15 protein-coding genes are annotated in these 19,434 nt (G+C 73.2%); 4 read left to right on the top strand and 11 right to left on the bottom strand.

Features of this window, described 5'->3' with window-relative positions; translation table 11 throughout:
• Window positions 1-42 precede the first annotated feature (42 nt).
• The 6 genes from CHF15_RS08865 to CHF15_RS08890 all read right to left on the bottom strand — a co-directional run bounded on the left by CHF15_RS08865 (window position 43) and on the right by CHF15_RS08890 (window position 8,403).
• Complete coding sequence (locus tag CHF15_RS08865; protein WP_089223085.1) at window positions 43-903, bottom strand: S1 family serine peptidase; 861 nt, start codon at window positions 901-903, stop codon at window positions 43-45.
• A 142-nt stretch (window positions 904-1,045) separates the two neighbouring features.
• Complete coding sequence (locus tag CHF15_RS08870) at window positions 1,046-2,605, bottom strand: RNA polymerase sigma factor (protein WP_265737390.1); 1,560 nt, start codon at window positions 2,603-2,605, stop codon at window positions 1,046-1,048.
• A gap of 323 nt (window positions 2,606-2,928) precedes the next feature.
• A complete protein-coding gene (locus tag CHF15_RS08875; protein WP_089223087.1) occupies window positions 2,929-3,837 on the bottom strand; it encodes a FadR/GntR family transcriptional regulator in 909 nt (302 codons plus the stop codon).
• Window positions 3,838-3,929: 92 nt separating this feature from the next.
• Window positions 3,930-5,555: an ATP-binding cassette domain-containing protein gene (locus CHF15_RS08880; protein WP_089223088.1), complete on the bottom strand. Its 1,626-nt coding sequence runs from the start codon at window positions 5,553-5,555 to the stop codon at window positions 3,930-3,932.
• Between the two features lie 32 nt (window positions 5,556-5,587).
• The gene (locus CHF15_RS08885) at window positions 5,588-6,316 is read right to left on the bottom strand and encodes an NUDIX hydrolase (RefSeq protein WP_089223089.1); all 729 of its coding nucleotides are present in this window, start codon (window positions 6,314-6,316) and stop codon (window positions 5,588-5,590) included.
• A 107-nt stretch (window positions 6,317-6,423) separates the two neighbouring features.
• A complete protein-coding gene (locus tag CHF15_RS08890; RefSeq protein ID WP_089223090.1) occupies window positions 6,424-8,403 on the bottom strand; it encodes a glycogen debranching N-terminal domain-containing protein in 1,980 nt (659 codons plus the stop codon).
• 132 nt (window positions 8,404-8,535) lie between these two features.
• Between CHF15_RS08890 and CHF15_RS08895 the strand changes: the two genes are divergently transcribed.
• Window positions 8,536-9,846 (top strand): alpha/beta fold hydrolase, encoded by a 1,311-nt coding sequence (locus CHF15_RS08895; RefSeq protein ID WP_089223091.1) that lies wholly within the window; start codon window positions 8,536-8,538, stop codon window positions 9,844-9,846.
• On the opposite strand, the gene CHF15_RS08900 is transcribed toward CHF15_RS08895, so the two are convergent.
• Entirely contained in the window at window positions 9,758-10,999 is a 1,242-nt protein-coding gene (locus tag CHF15_RS08900; RefSeq protein ID WP_089223092.1) for a DUF4192 domain-containing protein, read from the bottom strand. The genes CHF15_RS08895 and CHF15_RS08900 overlap by 89 nt on opposite strands.
• A 154-nt stretch (window positions 11,000-11,153) precedes the next feature.
• Between CHF15_RS08900 and CHF15_RS08905 the strand changes: the two genes are divergently transcribed.
• Both CHF15_RS08905 and CHF15_RS08910 read left to right on the top strand, forming a co-directional pair.
• On the top strand, window positions 11,154-13,313 hold the full coding sequence (locus CHF15_RS08905) for a RecQ family ATP-dependent DNA helicase (protein WP_089223093.1): 2,160 nt from the start codon (window positions 11,154-11,156) through the stop codon (window positions 13,311-13,313).
• Window positions 13,314-13,510: 197 nt separating this feature from the next.
• Window positions 13,511-14,110, top strand: a complete 600-nt coding sequence (locus tag CHF15_RS08910) for a hypothetical protein (RefSeq protein ID WP_089223094.1) — start codon at window positions 13,511-13,513, stop codon at window positions 14,108-14,110.
• Here CHF15_RS08910 and CHF15_RS08915 read toward each other — a convergent pair whose 3' ends face one another.
• The 3 genes from CHF15_RS08915 to CHF15_RS08925 form a co-directional block, all read right to left on the bottom strand.
• A complete protein-coding gene (locus tag CHF15_RS08915; RefSeq protein ID WP_089223095.1) occupies window positions 14,111-14,770 on the bottom strand; it encodes a hypothetical protein in 660 nt (219 codons plus the stop codon).
• 59 nt (window positions 14,771-14,829) lie between these two features.
• Window positions 14,830-15,525, bottom strand: a complete 696-nt coding sequence (locus tag CHF15_RS08920) for a ribonuclease HII (protein WP_089223096.1) — start codon at window positions 15,523-15,525, stop codon at window positions 14,830-14,832.
• A 119-nt stretch (window positions 15,526-15,644) separates the two neighbouring features.
• Complete coding sequence (locus CHF15_RS08925; RefSeq protein ID WP_089223097.1) at window positions 15,645-16,238, bottom strand: TetR/AcrR family transcriptional regulator; 594 nt, start codon at window positions 16,236-16,238, stop codon at window positions 15,645-15,647.
• Window positions 16,239-16,348: 110 nt separating this feature from the next.
• Between CHF15_RS08925 and CHF15_RS08930 the strand changes: the two genes are divergently transcribed.
• Complete coding sequence (locus CHF15_RS08930; RefSeq protein WP_089223098.1) at window positions 16,349-17,896, top strand: MFS transporter; 1,548 nt, start codon at window positions 16,349-16,351, stop codon at window positions 17,894-17,896.
• A gap of 58 nt (window positions 17,897-17,954) precedes the next feature.
• On the opposite strand, the gene CHF15_RS08935 is transcribed toward CHF15_RS08930, so the two are convergent.
• Complete coding sequence (locus tag CHF15_RS08935) at window positions 17,955-19,415, bottom strand: DUF4153 domain-containing protein (protein WP_322975672.1); 1,461 nt, start codon at window positions 19,413-19,415, stop codon at window positions 17,955-17,957.
• Window positions 19,416-19,434 lie beyond the last annotated feature (19 nt).

Here is a 19,434-nt window from a genome sequence, read left to right on the forward strand (position 1 = left end):
CCTCCCGCAAGGGAGGCCGCCCGTCGGCTTGTCCGCCGCGCGTCACGAAGCGTGCTGGCCGACCAGTCCCGCCACCGCCGAGACCCGGGTGTACACACCGGGATGTCCCGCCTGGGCGCATCCCGCGCCCCAGGACACAAGCCCTATCAGCCGCCCCTCCGCCACCAGCGGACCGCCGCTGTCCCCCTGGCACGAGTCGTGCCCGCCGGCCAGGTCGCCGGCGCAGACCATGCCGCTCCTCTGGTACTTGCCTTCCGTACTGCCTGGATACGCCTGCTCACAGACCGAGTCGGCGAGCACCGAGACGTTCGCGGCCATCAGGACGTTCGAGTAGGTCCCCAGGCCCGCCGTGTCCCCCCAGCCGAGCACCTGTGCCGGCGTGCCCGCCTCGTAGGGGTTCACGTCCCCCGGTGCCGCCATGCGTATCGCGCTTCCCACGGGGAACGGCTCCGCGGTCGTGACGACGGCCACGTCACCGCTGTTCGTCGTGGGGTCGTACGCGGGGTTGACCCAGACCTTGCGGACCGCCACCTCCCTGCCGGCGGAGCCGGCCAGGTCCGTCCGCCCGGCGATGATGCGCAGGTCGGGCACTTGGTTCCAGTCCCCGCCCAGTGCGGTCGGGCTGAAGCAGTGCGCCGCACTGACCACGGTGTTCGGCCCGACCAGCGCTCCACCGCAGAACTGCCCCGAGCGGCCCGTTCCGTAGCGGGACCGGCTCGACAGGACCACCGCCCACGGGTACTGCTCCGTGGTGACCGGCGTGCCCCCTATGACACCGTTGTCGGCGCCCGGGGCGCCGGGGGCGTACTCCACCGCGGCGGCGGTGGCGGAAGCCGGTAGCGACAGCGCGAGCGCGGACCCGGCTATGAGTCCGCCGATCAGCGTGCGGATCGAGGAACGCATGCATTCTCCTCACCGTCCGGAATGCCCTGAGCACCCACAGTGACCTGACGTGACCGGGGCCGCATCCGGAGAACTGTCCGGAAATGCCGACGGGCCCGCGGCCGCCGTGGCGGTCGCGGGCCCGTCGGGGCGTCCTGCCTGATCAGTCCAGGTAGTCGCGCAGCACCTGGGAACGCGACGGGTGACGCAGCTTGGACATGGTCTTGGACTCGATCTGGCGGATGCGCTCACGGGTGACCCCGTACACCTTGCCGATCTCGTCCAGCGTCTTCGGCTGGCCGTCGGTGAGGCCGAAGCGCATGGAGACCACGCCCGCCTCGCGCTCACTGAGCGTGTCGAGCACCGAGTGCAGCTGCTCCTGCAGCAGCGTGAAGCTGACCGCGTCGGCCGGCACGACCGCCTCGGAGTCCTCGATGAGGTCACCGAACTCGCTGTCGCCGTCCTCGCCGAGCGGGGTGTGCAGCGAGATGGGCTCGCGGCCGTACTTCTGGACCTCGATGACCTTCTCGGGGGTCATGTCGAGTTCCTTGGCCAGCTCCTCCGGGGTGGGCTCGCGGCCCAGGTCCTGGAGCATCTGGCGCTGGACGCGGGCCAGCTTGTTGATGACCTCGACCATGTGCACCGGGATGCGGATGGTGCGGGCCTGGTCGGCCATCGCGCGGGTGATCGCCTGGCGGATCCACCAGGTCGCGTAGGTCGAGAACTTGAAGCCCTTGGTGTAGTCGAACTTCTCGACGGCACGGATCAGACCGAGGTTGCCCTCCTGGATCAGGTCCAGGAAGAGCATGCCGCGGCCGGTGTAGCGCTTGGCCAGCGAGACCACCAGGCGGAGGTTGGCCTCCAGGAGGTGGTTCTTGGCCCAGCGGCCGTCCTCGGCGATGATCTCCAGCTCGCGCTTGAGCTTGGGGGCGAGCTTGTCGGCCTGGGCCAGCTTGTCCTCGGCGAACAGACCGGCCTCGATGCGCTTGGCGAGCTCCACCTCCTGCTCGGCGTTGAGCAGCGGGACCTTGCCGATCTGCTTGAGGTAGTCCTTCACCGGGTCGGCGGTGGCGCCGGCCGCGGCGACCTGCTGCGCGGGCGCGTCGTCCTCGTCCTCGTCGGACAGGACGAAGCTCTCCGCCTCGGTCTCGGCGGCGGGGCCGTCCTCGTCCTTGCCGGGGGCGGCGTCCTCGAGGAGCTCCTCGCCCTCGGCGAGTTCGTCCTTGCCCTTGGTGGCGGTGGTCTTCTTGGCGGCGGTCTTCTTGGCGGTCGCGGTGGTCTTCTTCGCCGCAGTCTTCTTGGCGACGGCCTTCTTCGCGGGTGCCACGGCCTCGTCCTCCGACTCCGACACGGGCTCCGCCACGGTGGGGGCGGGGGCCGCGGCGGCCTTGGCGGCGACGGTCTTCTTGACCGGAGCGGCCTTGGTGGCGACGGTCTTGGTGGCAGTACGCTTCGCCGGGCTCTTGGCTGCGACGCTCTTACGGGTGCGCTTGGGCGCCTCGGCGGCACTCACCATCAGCGTCACACCCTCCTCGTCGAGGACCTGGTTGAGGCTGCGCAGAACGTTCTTCCACTGGGTTGCCGGGATCTGGTCCGCTTCGAAGGCTCGGCGCACGTCGTCGCCGGCGATCTGACCCTGAGCCTTACCCCGCTCGATGAGCGCCATCAGAGACTCGGACTCGGCGATCTCCGGCGGGAGCGTACGGGATGTGCTGGCCGACACGAACAACCTCTCGGAACGATGGAAAACGACTACGGTGGGACCCGCTCGGCAACTCAGCGTCATGTTCGTCGCGGATATTCCTCGCACGGCCGCCACCTCTATGCTCATCGCGCTGCCGCCGAGAGCGTTACGCCCGTCCGTACGTGGTCCGAGTCACACCCCGGATCGGCGCCAAACCGTCGATAGCGGGACACTCCCCGTGCACGCCTCGACCATGCCCGGTCGGAAGCGTGCGTCAAACATGGCGGACGGCTCCGCCGCCGGGCCCGGAGGGTGTGGGCCGGCGGCGGAAGTCGGTGCCGTCTCGTGCCGTGCGGGACCGGTCAGTGCTCGCGCGGGGCGGGGACGACGTGGTCCGGCGAGCCGCCGGGACCGGTGTCGGCGTGCACGGCGAGGAGCTGACGCATCGCGGTCTCCGCCTCGGCACCGTCGGAGGCGGCCAGCGCCTCGACGACCCGCGTGTGCAGGGCCACCGAGTGTTCACCGGGGCGCTCGCAGCCGGTGACGGGGCCGCCGGAGACCTGCAGGGCGGAGGTGACGATGCCGGACAGGTGCTCCAGCATCCGGTTGCCCGCGACCTGCAGCAGCAGGGCGTGGAACTCGGCGTCCGCCCGGGAGAAGGTGAGGCCGTCACCCTGGCCCACGGCGTGGGTCATGATGTCGGTCATGTCGACGAGCCGCTGCTGGACGTCCTCGCGGCCGTGACCCGCCGCGAGGCGGGCGGCGAGGGGCTCGATCGTCCAGCGCAGTTCGAACAGCTCGCGACGCTGGTCGTCGCGCTGCGGGCCGAAGGCCCGCCATTCGATGATGTCGGGGTCGAGCAGGTTCCAGTCGCTGACCGGGCGGACCCGGGTGCCGACGTTGGGCCGGGCGCTGACGAGGCCCTTGGCCTCCAGCACCCGCAGCGACTCGCGGACGACGGTGCGGGAGACCTCGAAGCGCTGGCCGATCTCCTCGGGGACGAGCGGGCGGTCGGCCCCGAGATCGCCGGAGACGATCATCTGGCCGAGTTGCTGGACGAGTTGGCCGTGCAGCCCGCGGCCACGGCTCCCGGCGGGCCGACGGCCGACCCGGCCCATGTCGGCGTCGCCGCCGTCCCAGGACGGTGCACCGCCCGGGCGGTCGAGGCCGGCGGGTGCGTCGGCGTACGGATAGCGGTCGATGTCCCCGCCGCCGAGACTCGGGTCGGCGGGGCGGGCCGCGGTCATCATGGTGTGCGCAAGGGTACTCACGCATCATTTGTCGGCGATGGCGCGGGAAGCCTTGAGGGCTTTCCTGAAAAGCACACGAAAGGGTGAGCACTCATCACCTGATAATTGACGCTTTATCGGAAGGAAATGGGGTTTCTCCGGCGCAAGACCGTTGCCACATAGGCACACAAGAGAGCGAAGAGCGACAAAACGAAGGAATAGCGGACCGGTTGGGTCGCCAGCCGGGCCATGTCGATCGCCGGGGCCGAAGCCGCGCGCCGCACCACCGGCGCCACCAGCAGCGGAACCGCGAGGACGCCGGCCAGACCGAGCGCCGTGGTGCGGAACACCCCGGCCGCCAGCACCCCGGCCCAGCAGCAGACGAGCGCGAGGGCGGCCGAGGCCGCCGCGGTGGAGGCCAGCGCGAACGGCGAGGGCAGTCCGCCCGCCCCGAGTTCGAGGCGCAGCGCGACGAGGCCGACAGCCGCCCCCAGGAGGGCGATCAGCACCGCCGCGGCCCCGTTGACGGCGAGCTTGACCATCAGCAGACGCAGCTGGCGGGGCACGGGCGCGTGCGCGGGGGCCAGCGCGGGGTAGCGGAACTCCTGGCCGTAGGCAAGGGCGCCGAGGAACCCGCCGCCCAACGCGGCGGCCGGCAGGGGCAGGGAGTGCGACCAGCCGGTCAGCAGGCGCAGGGAGAAGGCGTGCTGCCCGGTGCGCAGCAGCACCAGGGTGGCCAGGCCCGAGGCCAGGACGGAGACGAGCGCGATCAGCCAGGGGCCGCGGACGCCCGTGAGGCGGCGCAGTTCGTAGCGGACGGGCCGGGCGGGTCCGGCGGGCGGCACGGCGGCGCGTTCGGCCGCCAGGGGCACGGTGGACCGCTCGCTGTGGGGGGCCTCCGGGACACCGGTGTCGGCGACCTCGTCCGCGAGGCGGTGCAGGAGGATGCCGTTCCGGAAGGCGGCTTCACCGACCTGGGCGGTGGTCGCGCCGTGCACGCGGATGCGGCTGCCGCTCTCGTGGGTGATCTCGGTCCCGTCGCCGGTCAGCAGCAGACCCAGGCGCTCGGCCTGAGGGGACTGGACGGCCACGTACGGGCGCAGACGGCGCCGGCCGAACTCGTGGGCGGACTGGTCGGCGACGAGCCTGCCCCTGTCCAGGGTGACGACGCGATCACCGAGCCGGCCCGCCGCCTTGGCGTCGGCGCAGGTGACCACGACCGCGCCGCCGCGCGCCGCGTACGCCTTCAGCAGGCCGTACAACCACGCGGTGTCGTGCGGGGAGAGTCCCTGGGCGGGGTCGTCCAGGAGCAGCGCGGGCGGGTCCCCGAGCAGCGCCGCGGCGACACCGAGGCGGCGGTCCATGCCGAGGGAGAAGGTCGACAGACGGCGTCCTGCGGTCTCGCGCAGGCCCACGATCTCCAGGACCTGGTCGGCGCGTTCGGCCGGGGCCCCGGCCGCGGCGGCGAGCATGCGCAGGTGCCCGCGCGCCGTCCGGGAGGGGTGGCCGGGGACGTCGCCGAGGAGCACGCCCACCGCGTTGGCGGGATGGGTGTGGCGGTGCAGGGGGCGCCCGCCGAAGAGCGTGATGCCGCGGCCCGGTTCGAGTTCGAGCATCATCCGCAGGACGGTGGACTTGCCGGCGCCGCTGTCGCCGAGCAGGACGGTGATCTCGCCGGAGCGGGCGTCGAAGGTGAGGTCGTCGACGGCAGGGGGCTCATCGCCCCGGGACGCACTGGTCAATCCGATGGCCTGGATCACCCTTGCACCATAACGCGCAAATGGCCCGGAATTTACACCTCTGGTCGCAACATGGGCGGATTCAGGATGGTTGCACCACCCGCGCGGAACAGCTGTGCGGGACGCCCGCCCTGACGGGTCGTCGTGCCACCGGTGGGGACGAGGAAGCCGACCGTCCCCGTCACCTTGCGGTGGAAGTTGCGCGGGTCCAGGGCGACGCCCCACACCGCCTCGTAGACCCGGCGCAGCTCGCCGACGGTGAACTCGGGCGGGCAGAAGGCCGTGGCCAGTGCCGAGTACTCGAGCTTGGAACGGGCGCGCTCCACGCCGTCGGCCAGGATGCGCGCGTGGTCGAAGGCGAGGGCGCCCTCCTCGCCGTTGCGCAGCAGCTCCTCGACCGGGGCCCAGCGGGCACTGCGCGCGTCGCCCCCGGCACGGGGCGCGGGCAGGTCCGGGGCGAGCACGAGGTGGGCGACGCTCACCACCCGCATACGCGGGTCGCGCTTGGGATCGCCGTAGGTGGCCAGCTGCTCTAGGTGGACTCCGCTGCCCGCGCGCAGTCCGGTCTCCTCCTCCAGTTCGCGGGCGGCCGCCCCTGAGAGGTCCTCGTCGCCGCGCACGAAGCCGCCGGGCAGCGCCCACCGGCCCTGGTAGGGCGGTTCACCGCGGCGGACCGCGAGGGCACACAGGGCGTGGCTGCGCACTGTGAGCACGACGAGATCGACAGTGACGGCGAAGGGCGGGAAAGCTGACGGGTCGTAGGGCGCCATGCCCGCGATCATAGTCGTCTGCCTGACGATAAACAGCAGGTTGACGGGATGACGCAACGCGCCGTCGGCCTGTTGTTCGACGTCACGGCGCCGCCCGGCGCCGACTGCCGCCCGCCGGTTCAGGCACCGAGTTGGAGTCCGGGAGCCGCCTCCTCGATCACCGCCGTACCGGACGCGCCGATCCGCAGCGCGAAGGGCTCCTCGGCCACCCGCAGCCCGGCGAGGTCGAGATCTCCGAGCGGAGAGGCGGCCGGCGGGCGCACGGCCACCATGCGTTCGGGGGCGTCGGGGCGGATCCCGGCGAGGGCCAGCAGCATGTGCACGGCGCCTGCGGCGGCCACCGCGGCGGGTCGTGACGCCGTTGGGTGCGGGGCGGGACGGCGGGACTCGTCCCGCTGCTCCCCCGCGTACATCTCGGGCAGCCGGTGCCCGAACGCACCTGCCGCGTCCAGCACGCCGAGGAGCAGCGTCATGGCCTCGCGCTCGTGGCCGGCCGCCGCCAGCCCGGCGACCGCGACGGCCGTCTCGTGGACCCGTACCGCACCCCCGCGGTGGCCGAAGGGGTTGTAACCGGGGGCCTTGGCGGACAGGGTCCGCAGCCCCCATCCCGAGTCGAGCTCCGGAGCGGCCAGGAGACGGGCGAGCTGTTCCGTCTGCACCTTGTCCAGCAGGCCGGGGGCGAACTCGCAGCCGCCCGCCAAGCCGGTGTCGAGAAGGTGAGCGGCGGCCGATCCCAGGTGGGGCACCGGTCTGCCGTCGGGGGTCAGCGCGGCGGCCGGGCTCCCGCCGGCCGGGTCGTCCAGCCAGAAGTCCTCCCGGAACCTCCGGCGCAGCGCCTCGGCCCGCTCCCGCCACTCCTCCGCGCCGGGGCGTCCGTGGGCCTGGAGCAGATCGGCGCCGTGCAGCATGGCCCGGTGCGCGTGGGCCTGTACGTCACAGCGCAGGGGACCGCCCGGCACGGGATCGGGGACGTATCCGCCCTCGCCCGCGACGGACCGCAGCCACCGCAGACCGCGCTCGACGGCCGGCAGCAGTTGTTCGGTCTCCCGCTCCGGAAGCCCCCACCGGCGGGCCTCGGCGAGCAGCGTGACGAAGAGCAGCCCCGCCTCCACTCCGGAGCAGGTGGGCGGCAGATGCGGACCGGCATGGCGCAGCGGGCCCGGCAGGCCGCCGGTCTCCGGGTCCTGGCGCCGGGCGAACGCCCGTAGCGTGCCGGCCGCCAGGCGGGTGCCCAGCGGCAGCAGCATGCGAGCCGCCCACAGGGCATCCGCCGGGGCGGGACCGAGCCGCCACGGGGCGCCGGCCGCCACATGGACGTCCAGGGGGTGCTCGGGGTCGCGCAGCAGCAGCGCCCGAAGATCGTCGAGGGCGGCACGCAGCAGCGTCTCCGCCCGGCCGTCGCCGCCGCGGATCTCCGGGGCCGACCAGGGCACGGGGACCGCCGGGGCGGATCCGCCGTTCACCCCGGCCACGGCGGGCTCCAGCGTCGCGCGCAGCTCGATCGTTCGCGATGCCCCGGCGGGCAGCGCCAGCTCCCAGCACAGCAACCCGGCGGAGGCCAGGGCGCTCTCGGGTGCCGGCACGGCGGTGACCCGGGCTCGCAGGCCCTCCGCCGACCACAGCAGCCCCGCGTCGCACACGCTGGACTGCAGCTCCGGCCCGCAGGATCCGGCCGCGATGGCCGCCAGTTCGCCGAGGTCGGTCGCCAGGGCCACCTCGAACGGGATGCGCAGGGCGCGGGATCCGGTGTTGTGGACCGTGATGCGCTCGGTGCCCCCGGCGGTCCGGAGCCTCTCGACGGTGAGGGCCGGGTCGGGTGCCGTGTCGCCGGGGACGCGGGCGACGGAGGTGAACCGCGCCCGGCCCGCCGTGACGAGCCCGCCCTGCACGGGGACCGGGGGCGCCCCGGCGATGCGCAGCTCGCAGCGGGCCAGTACCCGGCGGCCGCCCTGGTAGAAGCCGCCGAGGCCGCTTCCGTCCAGTTGTCCGTGCTCCGGCGAGACCGCGAGGGCCGGGGCCGCGACGCACATCACGGCGTCGTGCACCGGCTGCGGCCCCCGGTCCTGCCGGGGCGGCCGGTTGACCGGCTGCGGGCTCATGCCACCTCCACGTCGAATCGGTCGCTCGGGCGCTGGCGCCACTACCCACGAGAACGGCCGTGTGGGCACTCGGGTCACGCGCCGTCTACCGTTCCTGATCGGGAAGCTGTCCGTATCACCGGAAAGAGAGCCATGGCCGTCTACCGCCAGCCGGGAACCGTCATCACCGACCACACCTTCCAGGTGCCGCTCGACCACGCGGACCCGGGCGGTGAGCGGATCGAGGTGTACGCACGGGAGGTCGTGGCCGCCGGAAAGGAACGAGATCCGCTGCCCTGGCTGCTGTTCCTGCAGGGCGGACCGGGCGGCCGGTCGCCGCGGCCGCTGGGCCGCGACGGCTGGCTCACCCGGGCCCTGGACGACTACCGGGTGCTGCTGCTCGACCAGCGGGGCACCGGCCGTTCCACCCCGGCGAACCGGCAGACCCTGCCGCTGCGCGGGGACGCCTCGGCCCAGGCCCGGTATCTGGAGCACTTCCGGGCCGACTCGATCGTCCGCGACTGCGAACTCATCCGCCGTGAACTGCTCGGCGAGGACGGCCGGTGGAGCCTGCTCGGCCAGAGCTACGGCGGCTTCTGCACGCTCACCTACCTGTCCTTCGCCCCCGAGGGCGTCCGCGAGGCCTTCGTGACCGGCGGGCTCGCCGGCCTGCGCAGCACCGCCGAGGACGTCTACCGGGCCGCCTACCCCCGCGTGGAGCGGAAGACGGCCGCGCACTACGCGCGTTACCCCGAGGACGTCGAGACGGTCCGCGCGGTCGTGCGGCACCTGCGCGAGCGCGAGGTCAGGCTCCCGGGCGGCGGCCTGCTGACCGCGGAGGCCTTCCAGGTCACCGGGATGCTCCTCGGCACGGGCACCGGCTCGCACACGCTGCACTACCTCCTCGAGGACGCCTTCGTGACCGGGGGATCCGGCCTCCAGCTCTCCGACTCCTTCCTCGCCGAGGTCCAGGGGCATCTGTCCTTCGCCGGCAATCCGCTCTACGCGGTGCTCCACGAGTCGATCTACGGCCAGCGTTCGGTCTCGCCGCGGGCCACCGGCTGGGCCGCCGAGTCCGTCCGGGCCGAGTTCCCGCAGTTCGACGTCGACAAGCCGCTGGCGGACGACGCGCCGGTGCTGCTGACCGGCGAGATGATCTACCCCTGGATGTTCGCCCTGGACCCGGCGCTGGCACCGCTGCGCGAGACGGCGCACCACCTGGCGCAGCACGAGGAGTGGCCCGACCTGTACGACCCGGACCAGCTGGCGCGGAACGAGGTGCCGGTGGCGGCGGCCGTCTACCACGACGACATGTACGTGGACACGGCCGATTCGCTCGCCACCGCGCGCTCCGTCCGGGGCCTGCGCACCTGGGTCACCGACGAGTACGAGCACGACGGACTCCGGGTGAGCGGCGGCCGGGTCCTCGACCGGCTGATCCGGCTGGCCCGCGGCGAGCTGTGAGCAGCGCTGCCCGGCGGGCACGTGCGACGCTCTGCCGGCGCAGGTAGCGGCGGAGCGGCTCGGGCGAGAGGCCGTTGTTGACGGCGGCGTGGAGCAGCCGGGCGAAGGTGTAGTCGGGGGCGAGGTGCAGGGCGCGGCCGAAGGCCACGCGTGCCGTGGCCTCGTCCCCGGCGGACCAGGCGACCCAGCCGGCGAGGGTCAGGGGCGCGGCGGCGTGCTCGTGGTACGGCTCGACGCAGCGCCGGGCGAGCGCCCGCCACAGGCGCACCGCGGGGTCGGTGTGCGGCGGGTCCATCCACTCGGCCGCCTCGTCGCGGGTGGCGCGGTCCTGCAGTCCGAGGATCATCGAGGCGGCCTCGTCGTCGTCCAGCAGCGCGTCGTCGTCGCTGTCGGCCTCCGGCCCCTCCCCCACGGGTGTGGCGGCCCGGAAGCGCTCGAGCGCCTCCCGCAGCAGCCGCAGGGTGGTGCGCCGCACCTCGTCGGAGTCGTCCCGCTCCAGCATGCGCGGGACGAGGGTGGCGGCCGCCGCGTCCAGGGCGTCCGCACGGGCGGCGGCCGCCGGTGCGCCGGGCGGGGGCGGGGTGAGGCGCTCCTCCATCTCCTTGAGGGAGCCGGTGATCCGCAGGCCCGCGTAGGCGGCCGCCGCGGCCATCACGGAATCTCCGGACTGCGTGATCCCGATGCCCTCGCGCGGGAACCGCTCCGAGTCCGGGCAGCAGTAGGACCACCAGCGGCCCGAGGAGACGCACAGCGCCTCGACGACGGGGACGTCGAGCGTGCCGCAGGCGACCCGCAGCCGCTGCGCCAGCGGGCGCAGGCGTTCCATGGCCTGGTGGGGGTCCTCCCCGGGGGCGGGTTCCTGGACGAGGAAGAGCACGATCGCGTCCGGCCGTGAGCCGCGCTGCTCGCTGCCGTTCACCAGGCACTCCGCCAACTGCTGGGCGGCGCCGGGCCACTCCGCGGCCTCCCGTGGGATGCCGAGCCTGGCCCGGCCGCCGAAACGGCCGCGCTCGCCGTGCAGCGCGATCATGAGAATGCTGTCGTCGGGGTGGAAACCGCACAGGTACGGGAGCGCGGCGGCGAGTTCGGCAGGGCTGCGCAGCGTGACCTTCGGGTCGTCCGAGGGGCGGGGGGATTCGGTGTGCTGAGTCATGATCCGAAGGTCCCGTACGCCGTGGATCTCCGCCAGACCCCTCCAAAACCTGTGGATAACTTGCGCATATCATCGCAATTATCTGCGCCTGGTTATCCACAGGCCGCCTCCGTGCGGTTGGCGCGGTGTCGGTGCCATCGGGTTGCATGGGGGCATGACCACCGCACTGCGCACAGCCGCCGACACGATCCTCAGCCGGCTCGTCGGGGACCCGACGGGCACCGCACGCCTGCGCGAGGACCAGTGGCGTGCCGTCGAGGCCCTGGTCGCACACGGCCGCCGGGCCCTGGTGGTCCAGCGCACGGGCTGGGGCAAGTCGGCCGTGTACTTCGTGGCCACCGCGCTGCTCCGCGAGCGGGGCAGCGGTCCCACGGTGATCGTCTCCCCGTTGCTCGCGCTGATGCGGAACCAGATCGACGCCGCCGACCGCGCCGGCATCCGCGCCCGCACGATCAACTCGGCCAACCCCGAGGAATGGGACACGGTGCAGGCCGAGGTCGCCTCGGGGGAGGTGGACGTCCTGCTGGTGAGCCCGGAGCGGCTCAACAACCCCGATTTCCGGGACCAGGTGCTGCCCAAACTCGCCTTCACCACGGGTCTGCTCGTCGTCGACGAGGCCCACTGCATCTCCGACTGGGGCCACGACTTCCGGCCCGACTACCGCCGGTTGCGGACGATGCTCGCCGATCTCACCCCGGGCGTTCCCGTGCTGGCCACGACCGCCACGGCGAACGCGCGGGTGACGGCCGACGTCGCCGAGCAGTTGGGGACCGGCGACCACGAGGGCGCCCTGGTGCTGCGCGGGCCGCTGGAGCGAGAGAGCCTGTCCCTCGGGGTGCTGCGCATGCCCGACGCCGCCCACCGGCTCGCCTGGCTCGCCGACCACATCGGCGACCTCCCGGGCTCGGGCATCGTCTACACCCTGACCGTGGCGGCCGCGGAGGAGGTCACCGCCTTCCTCCGGCAGCGCGGGCACCGGGTCGCCGCCTACTCGGGGCGTACCGAGGACGCCGACCGCCGGGCCGCCGAGGCCGCGCTGCTGAACAACGAGGTCAAGGCACTGGTCGCCACCTCGGCGCTCGGCATGGGCTTCGACAAGCCGGACCTGGGCTTCGTGGTGCACCTGGGCTCTCCCTCCTCCCCCATCGCCTACTACCAGCAGGTGGGCCGCGCCGGGCGCGGTGTCGACCACGCGGAGGTGCTGCTGCTCCCCGGGCCCGAGGACGAAGCGATCTGGCGCTACTTCGCCTCGCTCGCCTTCCCCCGCGAGGAGCAGGTGCGGCGCACCCTGGAGACCCTGGCCGCCGCCGGGGGCCCGATGTCGGTCCCGGCGCTCGAGACCCGGGTGGACCTGCGCCGCAACCGGTTGGAGACGATGCTCAAGGTCCTCGACGTGGACGGCGCCGTGCACCGGGTGCGGGGTGGCTGGACGGCGACGGGCCGGCCCTGGACGTACGACACCGAGCGGTACGCGTGGGTCGACCGGCAGCGCAGGACCGAGCAGCAGGCGATGCGCGAGTACGCCACGACCTCGATGTGCCGCATGGAGTACCTGCGCCGTCAGCTCGACGACGAGGAGGCCGCCCCCTGCGGCCGCTGCGACAACTGCGCCGGGGCCCGCTTCACCGCGGAGGTCTCCCGCGAGGCCCTGGAGGCGGCGCGGGCCGCTCTCGGACGGCCCGGGGTCGAGGTCGAGCCCCGCCGGATGTGGCCGACGGGTCTGCCGGCGATCGGCATCGACCTGAAGGGGAAGATCCCGCCGGGCGAACAGGCCGCGACCGGACGGGCGCTCGGGCGGCTCTCCGACATCGGCTGGGGCAACCGGCTCCGCCCGCTGTTCGCGGAGAACGCGGCGGACGGGCCCGTTCCGGACGATGTGGCGCAGGCGGTGGTGCAGGTGCTGGCCGACTGGGCGAAGGGCCCGGGCGGATGGGCGAGCGGCGAGCCCGACGCCCCGCAACGGCCGGCAGGCGTCGTCACCATCGCCTCGCACACCCGGCCGCAGCTCATCGCGTCACTCGGAGCGCGCATCGCCGAGATCGGCCGCATGCCGCTGCTCGGGGAGGTGGCGCACAGCGGTGACCTGGAGCCCTCGCGGGTACCGCGCAGCAACAGCGCACAGCGACTGCGGGCGCTGCACGGGGCGTTCGCCCTTCCGCCCGCCCTTTCCGACGCCCTCGCCACGGCCTCGGGACCCGTCCTGCTGGTCGACGACTTCACCGAGACGGGGTGGACCGTGGCCGTAGCGGCGCGGTTGTTGCGCCGTGCCGGGGTTACGGCAGTGTTTCCCCTGGTCCTGGCGTTGCAAGGCTGATGGGTAGTCACCATGTGAGACAGAGAAGGGATCTAAGCGGCGGAGGGTCAGATAACAGACAGGTCGGCGAAATGACCGTTGCCGCCCGCGTGTGCGACAGGAACAATTGACTCTGGATCCCCGCATCGGCTCTTGGAGCCCCACGACCGGCATGCCCGCGCACGCCCGGTCGCGGACGCATACCCGAAGGGAGGACCGTGGCCATCGGCTTCGCTCCGGAAACCGCATCCGTGAATGCCTCCCGCCGCGCCGGACGCCATCGCACCCTCGAGCCTGCCGAATGGACCGCCGCGGGCATCCCCCTGCTGATCAACCCGCGCGAGGTGGTCACGGACCTGCACACGCGGCACCTTCCGGCGCCCGGCACCGCCGTGGTCGCGGTCTACTCCCCCGACGAACGGCTGACGGCCAGCGCGTCGTTCGCGCAGCGCCCCCACGTCGTCGACGGCTGGGAGCGGCGCAACGCCATCCTCGTCCACCTGCGCCGGATCACGGCCGACGACCTGCGGCGGCGCAGACCGGTGCGCACCGCGGTCCTGCTCGTCTGCCGTGACGGCGGAGCGGGCTGGACCGAGGTGGACGGCGCCTGGATGTGGGGGCTGCGGGACGCCTGCTCGCTGTACGGGCTGCGCCCCGGGTCGTACATCACCGTGACCGACGACGGCTGGCGGGTGCAGGGCGAGGACCGTACCGGACGGACCCCGAACGCCACCTCCTGGTCGGCGGCCGCGAGCCGCGGCGCAGCGAGCCTGCGTCCCAGCGGGACGCCGCCCCTGCGCCGCGCGGCGGCGCGGTGATCAGGCGTTGACGCCGAGCAGCGCGTTGATCCGCTGCTGGTCGCCGCAGACGACCAGCAGCTTCCCGGCCCTCGCCATCGCGGAGGGCAGGACACGCGCCACGGTCTCGTCGGAGCCGCCGTTGACGGCCACGACCACCACGGGCCGGCCCGTGGCACGGTCGGCGTCGTGGGCGGCGTAGAACACGTCGTCGCCGGCGTCGTGCTGGGCCCAGTAGGACGCCTCGCCGAAGCTCAGCTCGTGCGCCGCCCAGGGGTGCTGCTCGCCGGTGGTGAGCACCAGGACCTCACCGGGAGCGCGCCCGCTGTCCAGCAGCAGGTCGACGGCCTCGTCGGCGGCGTCCAGGGCGCCGTCCACCGAAGCGGGGATGAGCTGGATCTGCGCCGACGGGTCGGCGGAGACGGAGGCCGCGGCCTCGGCCTCGGAGTCCCGCGGCGAACGCTGCTGCGGGGGTACGACGGACCCGCGAGCCGGACCAGGACGGCCGGGACGGGCGTTCGCCGCCGGAGCGCCACGCGGCGGCGCGGGACGCGGAGGCGCGGGACGGGGGCCGGAGCCCGGTACGGGGCGGGGGGTCGGCGCGGGCCGGCCGGCGGCCGGGGCTACGCGGGGACCCGGGACACTCTCGTGAATCTGAGGCTCCTCGGGGGTGAGAGGCATGTGCTGATGTCTATCAAATGCACCGGAACAACGCAGCGGCGGGTAGGTCACAACTCGGCTCAGAAATCGAACCCGAGTTGCTCACCCGTCTCCCCCGCCTCCACGGTCTCCCGGACCTTCTTCAAGTGCTGCCAACGCGGCAGCGTATCGAGATATGCCCAGGACAGCCGGTGGAGGGGGGTGGGCCCCAGCTCCTCCAGTGCCGCCCGGTGCACCGGCGAAGGGTACCCGGCATTGGCCTCGAAGCCGAACGGAGCATAGTCGACGCCCAGTTCCGCCATCATCGCGTCCCGCCGCACCTTGGCGATCACGGACGCCGCCGCCACGGCCACGCAGGAGCGGTCGCCCTTGATGACCGTGCGCACGCGCCAGGGACCTCCGAGGTAGTCGTGCTTGCCGTCGAGTATCACCGCGTCGGGCCGCACGGGCAGGAGGTCCAGGGCGCGCGTGGCGGCCAGCCGCAGCGCGGCGGTCATCCCGAGCTCGTCGATCTCCTCCGGGGAGGCGTGGCCGAGCGCGAAGGAGTTCACCCATCCGGTGAGCACACCGGAGAGTTCGTTGCGGCGCTTGACGGTGAGCAGTTTGGAGTCGGTGAGGCCGTCGGGCGGCCGTCGCAGGCCGGTGACGGCGGCGCACACCGTGACGGGCCCGGCCCAGGCGCCCCGTCCGACCTCGTCGACGCCCGCGATGACCTTGGCGCCGAGGGTCGCGCGCAGCGAGCGCTCGACGGTGTGGGTTGGGGGTTCGTGGACCATGGCAAGGCTTAGCCTACGCTCCCGCGTTGGGCCGCTCCGGAGCAGGTCGGGGCAGCCGGTGCGGGGCCGCGGGTGCGGGGCGGCGGCGGTGACGGCCGGGGCCGGTCCCGGCGCTCGCGTCAGGGGCGCAGCAGGGGCAGCATCACCTGGTCGACGACCTCGATCAGGTCCTCCTCGGTGATCTCCCGCCCGCCGATCTTCGACCGGTACATCATCAGCGCGGGCACGACGTCGGCGACGATGTCGCCGGTGGCGTCGGGCCGCACCTCCCCGCGCCCGATGCCGCGCCGGACCACGTCCAGGATGCGCTGCTTGGTGGGCTCGACGACCCCCTCCATGATCAGCCGCACGAAGCAGTGGGCCGCCTCCTGGTCGCACTCGTCGATCACCGAGCGCAGGGCGAGCCCGCCGCGCGAGTACATCGCCTCGCGCATCCGCAGCACGAGGAAGACCAGGTCCTCCCGCAGCCCGCCCAGGTCCGGGACGTCGGGGACCTCAGGGAAGGCCGTCTGCAGGGCGTCCGCGACCAGGGCCTGCTTGGACGGCCAGCGGCGGTAGACGGCGGCCTTGCCGGTCTGGGCGCCGGCGGCGACGCCCTCCATGGTCAGCCCCCGCCAGCCCACCGTGCTCAGCTGCTCCAGGGCGGCCCCGAGGATTGCCCGCTCCAGAACGGGCCCGCGACGACGGGTCCCCGCTCCCTGCGACATGGCCATGCCACCTTCTCATTCACTCTCTAGTGAACGCTTGCGTTCACTACAACCATCATCCTAGTGTCGTACACAGTGAACGCCACCGTTCACTAAGTCACCGACTGGGGGACCTCGTGACGACCGGACAACTCACCTCACCACAAAAGCCCGGAGCCGCGCGACGCGACGGCAGGCCGGGCATCGCACTCGCGGTGATCGCGGCCTGCCAGCTCATGGTCGTGCTGGACGCCACCATTGTGAACATCGCGCTCCCGCACATCCAGGACGCGCTCTCCTTCTCCACCACCGACCTGTCCTGGGTGCTCAACGCCTACACGCTCACCTTCGGCGGGCTGCTGCTGCTCGGCGGGCGCGCGGGCGACATCCTGGGACGGCGCAGGGTGTTCGTCTTCGGCATCCTGCTGTTCTCCCTCGCCTCGCTGCTGGGGGGCTTCGCCCAGGAGCCGTGGCAACTGCTCGCCGCGCGCTCCCTGCAAGGCGTCGGCGGCGCGATAGCCTCACCGACCTCGCTCGCGCTCATCACCACCAACTTCCCCGAGGGCCCGGCACGCAACCGGGCCTTCGGCGTGTTCGCCGCGGTGTCCGCGGGCGGCGGCGCCGTGGGTCTGCTGGCGGGCGGCATGCTCACCGACTGGCTCGACTGGCGCTGGGTGTTCTTCGTCAACGTGCCCATCGGCCTGCTGATCGCCTTCCTGGCGCCGCGCTTCATCAGCGAGTCGCAGCGCCACCCGGGGCGGTTCGACATCGCCGGAGCCGTCACCTCGACGCTCGGCATGGCCTCGCTCGTCTACGGCTTCATCCGCGCCGCCCACTCCGGATGGCGGGACGCCCTGACCCTTCCCTCGTTCGCCGCCGCGATCGTGCTGCTCGGCGCCTTCGTGGTCATCGAGCGGCGGGCCAGGGAGCCCATCACCCCGCTGCGGATGTTCGCCGACCGCAACCGCTCGGGCACCTATGTGATGATGCTGAGCCTGGCCGCGGCCATGTTCGGCATGTTCTTCTTCATCGTCATCTTCGTGCAGAACGTGCTGGGTTACAGCCCCATCGCGGCGGGCTTCGCCTTCCTGCCGGTCACCGCTGCGATCGTGACCGGCGCCGGGCTGTCGACCCGCTTCCTGCCGGTGCTGGGACCGAAGCCGTTCCTCGTCGCCGGCTCCGCGCTGACCGGTTCCGGGATGGCGTGGCTGACCCTGATCGACCCCGGCAGCAGCTACGTGGGCGGTGTCCTCGGCCCGATGCTGCTCTTCGGCTTCGGCATGGGCCTGAACTTCGTCACGCTGACCCTGACGGCCGTCTCCGGAGTCGCCCAGCACGAGGCGGGGGCCGCGTCCGGGCTGCTCAACGCGATGCAGCAGGTGGGCGGCTCGCTCGGACTCTCCATCCTGGTGACGGTGTTCGGCACCGCGAGCCGCGACAAGGCCACCGGTCTGCTCCCGGACTTCCTCGCGCACTCCACGCCGGAGCAGCAGGCCGGCTTCCGGCGGACCCACGAACTGCCGCCGCCATGGGGCCACGAGGTCCTGGCGCACGGCATCTCGACCGCCTTCTACGCGGCCGTGGGGCTGGTCGCGCTGGCGCTGGTCACGGCGTTGTTCGTGATCCGGGTCCGCAAGAGCGACCTGGAGGCGCTCAGCGGCAGCGCGGGCACGCCCGCGGCCTGACGCCGGCGCCGCCGCCCGGCCCGAGGGGAGGCCGGGACGGCGGCACACGGCGTTGGCGTCACGGGAGGACGGGGTCGCGCCACTCGTCGTAGAAGCCCTCCAGACCTGCCGCGTCACACGGCCGGTAGTCGCTCCGCGGCGGGCGATCGTCGAGCAGGGACCGCGCCCGGACCTCACCCAGGCTGGTGGTGTACCAGGCCTCGGTGCCGTCCTCGTAGAGGTGCTCCACGATCTTCTCCAGGGCGCAGGAGCGCTGCGGCTCCGGCAGCCGGTCCAGCTCCGGGACGGCGTCCGCGGAGAGGTTCCGCAGGTACGCCAGGTCGATCTTGCCGGTGTTCTCGAAGCGGCTCACCTGCTGGTCGGCGATGAGCGCGTCGGGCGACACCAGCCCGAAGGCGAGGACGGACGCCGCGGCGCTCACCACCACCGCGCGCGGCAGCCGGCGCGCGCCGAACACCCCGGCCGCCATGATGAGGACGATCAGCAGCCCGAGCCACAGCTCCACCCCCGCCACCGAGATCCGCAGCCGGGTCAGCCCGTACGCGTCGACGTACAGGTCCATGCGGCGCAGCGCGGAGGCGACCACGACCAGGGTCAGCACGCAGATCGTGCCCAGGACGGAGCGCACGAGCAGCACGTCCCGGTCGGTGCCGCGCGGCGCCCACCGCAGGGCGAGGCCGATCACCACCACGGTGAGCAGGGTGACGACGAGCAACTGCCAGAAGCCCTGCCGGGCGTACTCCGCGTAGGTCAGCCCGGTCTTGGCGAGCACCTTCTCGTAACCGCCGAACAGCACCGCGAGCTGGACGGCGTTGAAGGCGGCGAACAGCGCGGCGAGGACGACCAGCGGCAGCGCCCACTCGGCCCGCCGGCGGGCGCGCCCCGGCTTCACCTCGATCCGGTCCCAGCGGCGCGGCGCCGCCGCCGTCCACGCCGCGCAGAGCGCGAACAGCGTGCCGACGACGAGGAGCAGGACGCGCAGCGGCGCGTCGGTGACGGTCACGTCGGGCATGAGGTCGGCCAGCAGATCGGCGAACGCCGCGTCCGCCCCCGCGAAGAGCGCGCCGAAGACGACCAGGAGCACGACGGTCACGCCGACGGTCTTCAGCATCGGCAGCAGCCGGCTGCGGTCACGGCCGGCCCGCTCGCGCAGCCCGCGCAGCGCCCAGCCGATCGCGGGCACCGGAGCGAACCACAGCCCCGCGCCGCCGAGGAGGACGCCCGGCCAGCGGCGGCTGCCGTGCAGGGCCAGCGAGCCCAGGAAGGCGGCCGCGACGACGGCCAGGAACGACGGCCACCACGCGTCCCGCAGGGCCGGGATCAGCAGCAGCGTCAGGCCTGCCACCGCCCAGACCGCCGACCAGGGCCGGAGCCGCCGGCCGTGGTCGAGGGCGGCGACCGCGGCCGCGACGGCGGCGGGAACGGTGACCAGCAGCAGGTTGATCCCCAGGCCGCCGCGGAGCAGGGCCGCGGTCAGCACACCGGTGAGCAGCGCCGTCCACAGCACGGCGGGTCGCACGGTGCGCGGGGTCCGCGGC

Origin of the sequence: Actinacidiphila glaucinigra, from assembly GCF_900188405.1 — a bacterium.
Taxonomy (GTDB): Bacteria; Actinomycetota; Actinomycetes; order Streptomycetales; family Streptomycetaceae; genus Actinacidiphila; species Actinacidiphila glaucinigra.

What these genes read in the sequence shown, in the direction of transcription:
- CHF15_RS08865 (WP_089223085.1), bottom strand. Translation starts at nt 903, where the DNA reads ATGCGTTCCTCGATCCGCACGCTGATCGGCGGACTCATAGCCGGGTCC.
- CHF15_RS08925 (WP_089223097.1), bottom strand. Translation starts at nt 16,238, where the DNA reads ATGGCCATGTCGCAGGGAGCGGGGACCCGTCGTCGCGGGCCCGTTCTG.
- CHF15_RS08895 (WP_089223091.1), top strand. Translation starts at nt 8,536, where the DNA reads ATGGCCGTCTACCGCCAGCCGGGAACCGTCATCACCGACCACACCTTC.
- CHF15_RS08900 (WP_089223092.1), bottom strand. Translation starts at nt 10,999, where the DNA reads ATGACTCAGCACACCGAATCCCCCCGCCCCTCGGACGACCCGAAGGTC.
- CHF15_RS08905 (WP_089223093.1), top strand. Translation starts at nt 11,154, where the DNA reads ATGACCACCGCACTGCGCACAGCCGCCGACACGATCCTCAGCCGGCTC.
- CHF15_RS08920 (WP_089223096.1), bottom strand. Translation starts at nt 15,525, where the DNA reads ATGGTCCACGAACCCCCAACCCACACCGTCGAGCGCTCGCTGCGCGCG.
- CHF15_RS08915 (WP_089223095.1), bottom strand. Translation starts at nt 14,770, where the DNA reads ATGCCTCTCACCCCCGAGGAGCCTCAGATTCACGAGAGTGTCCCGGGT.
- CHF15_RS08890 (WP_089223090.1), bottom strand. Translation starts at nt 8,403, where the DNA reads ATGAGCCCGCAGCCGGTCAACCGGCCGCCCCGGCAGGACCGGGGGCCG.
- CHF15_RS08885 (WP_089223089.1), bottom strand. Translation starts at nt 6,316, where the DNA reads ATGATCGCGGGCATGGCGCCCTACGACCCGTCAGCTTTCCCGCCCTTC.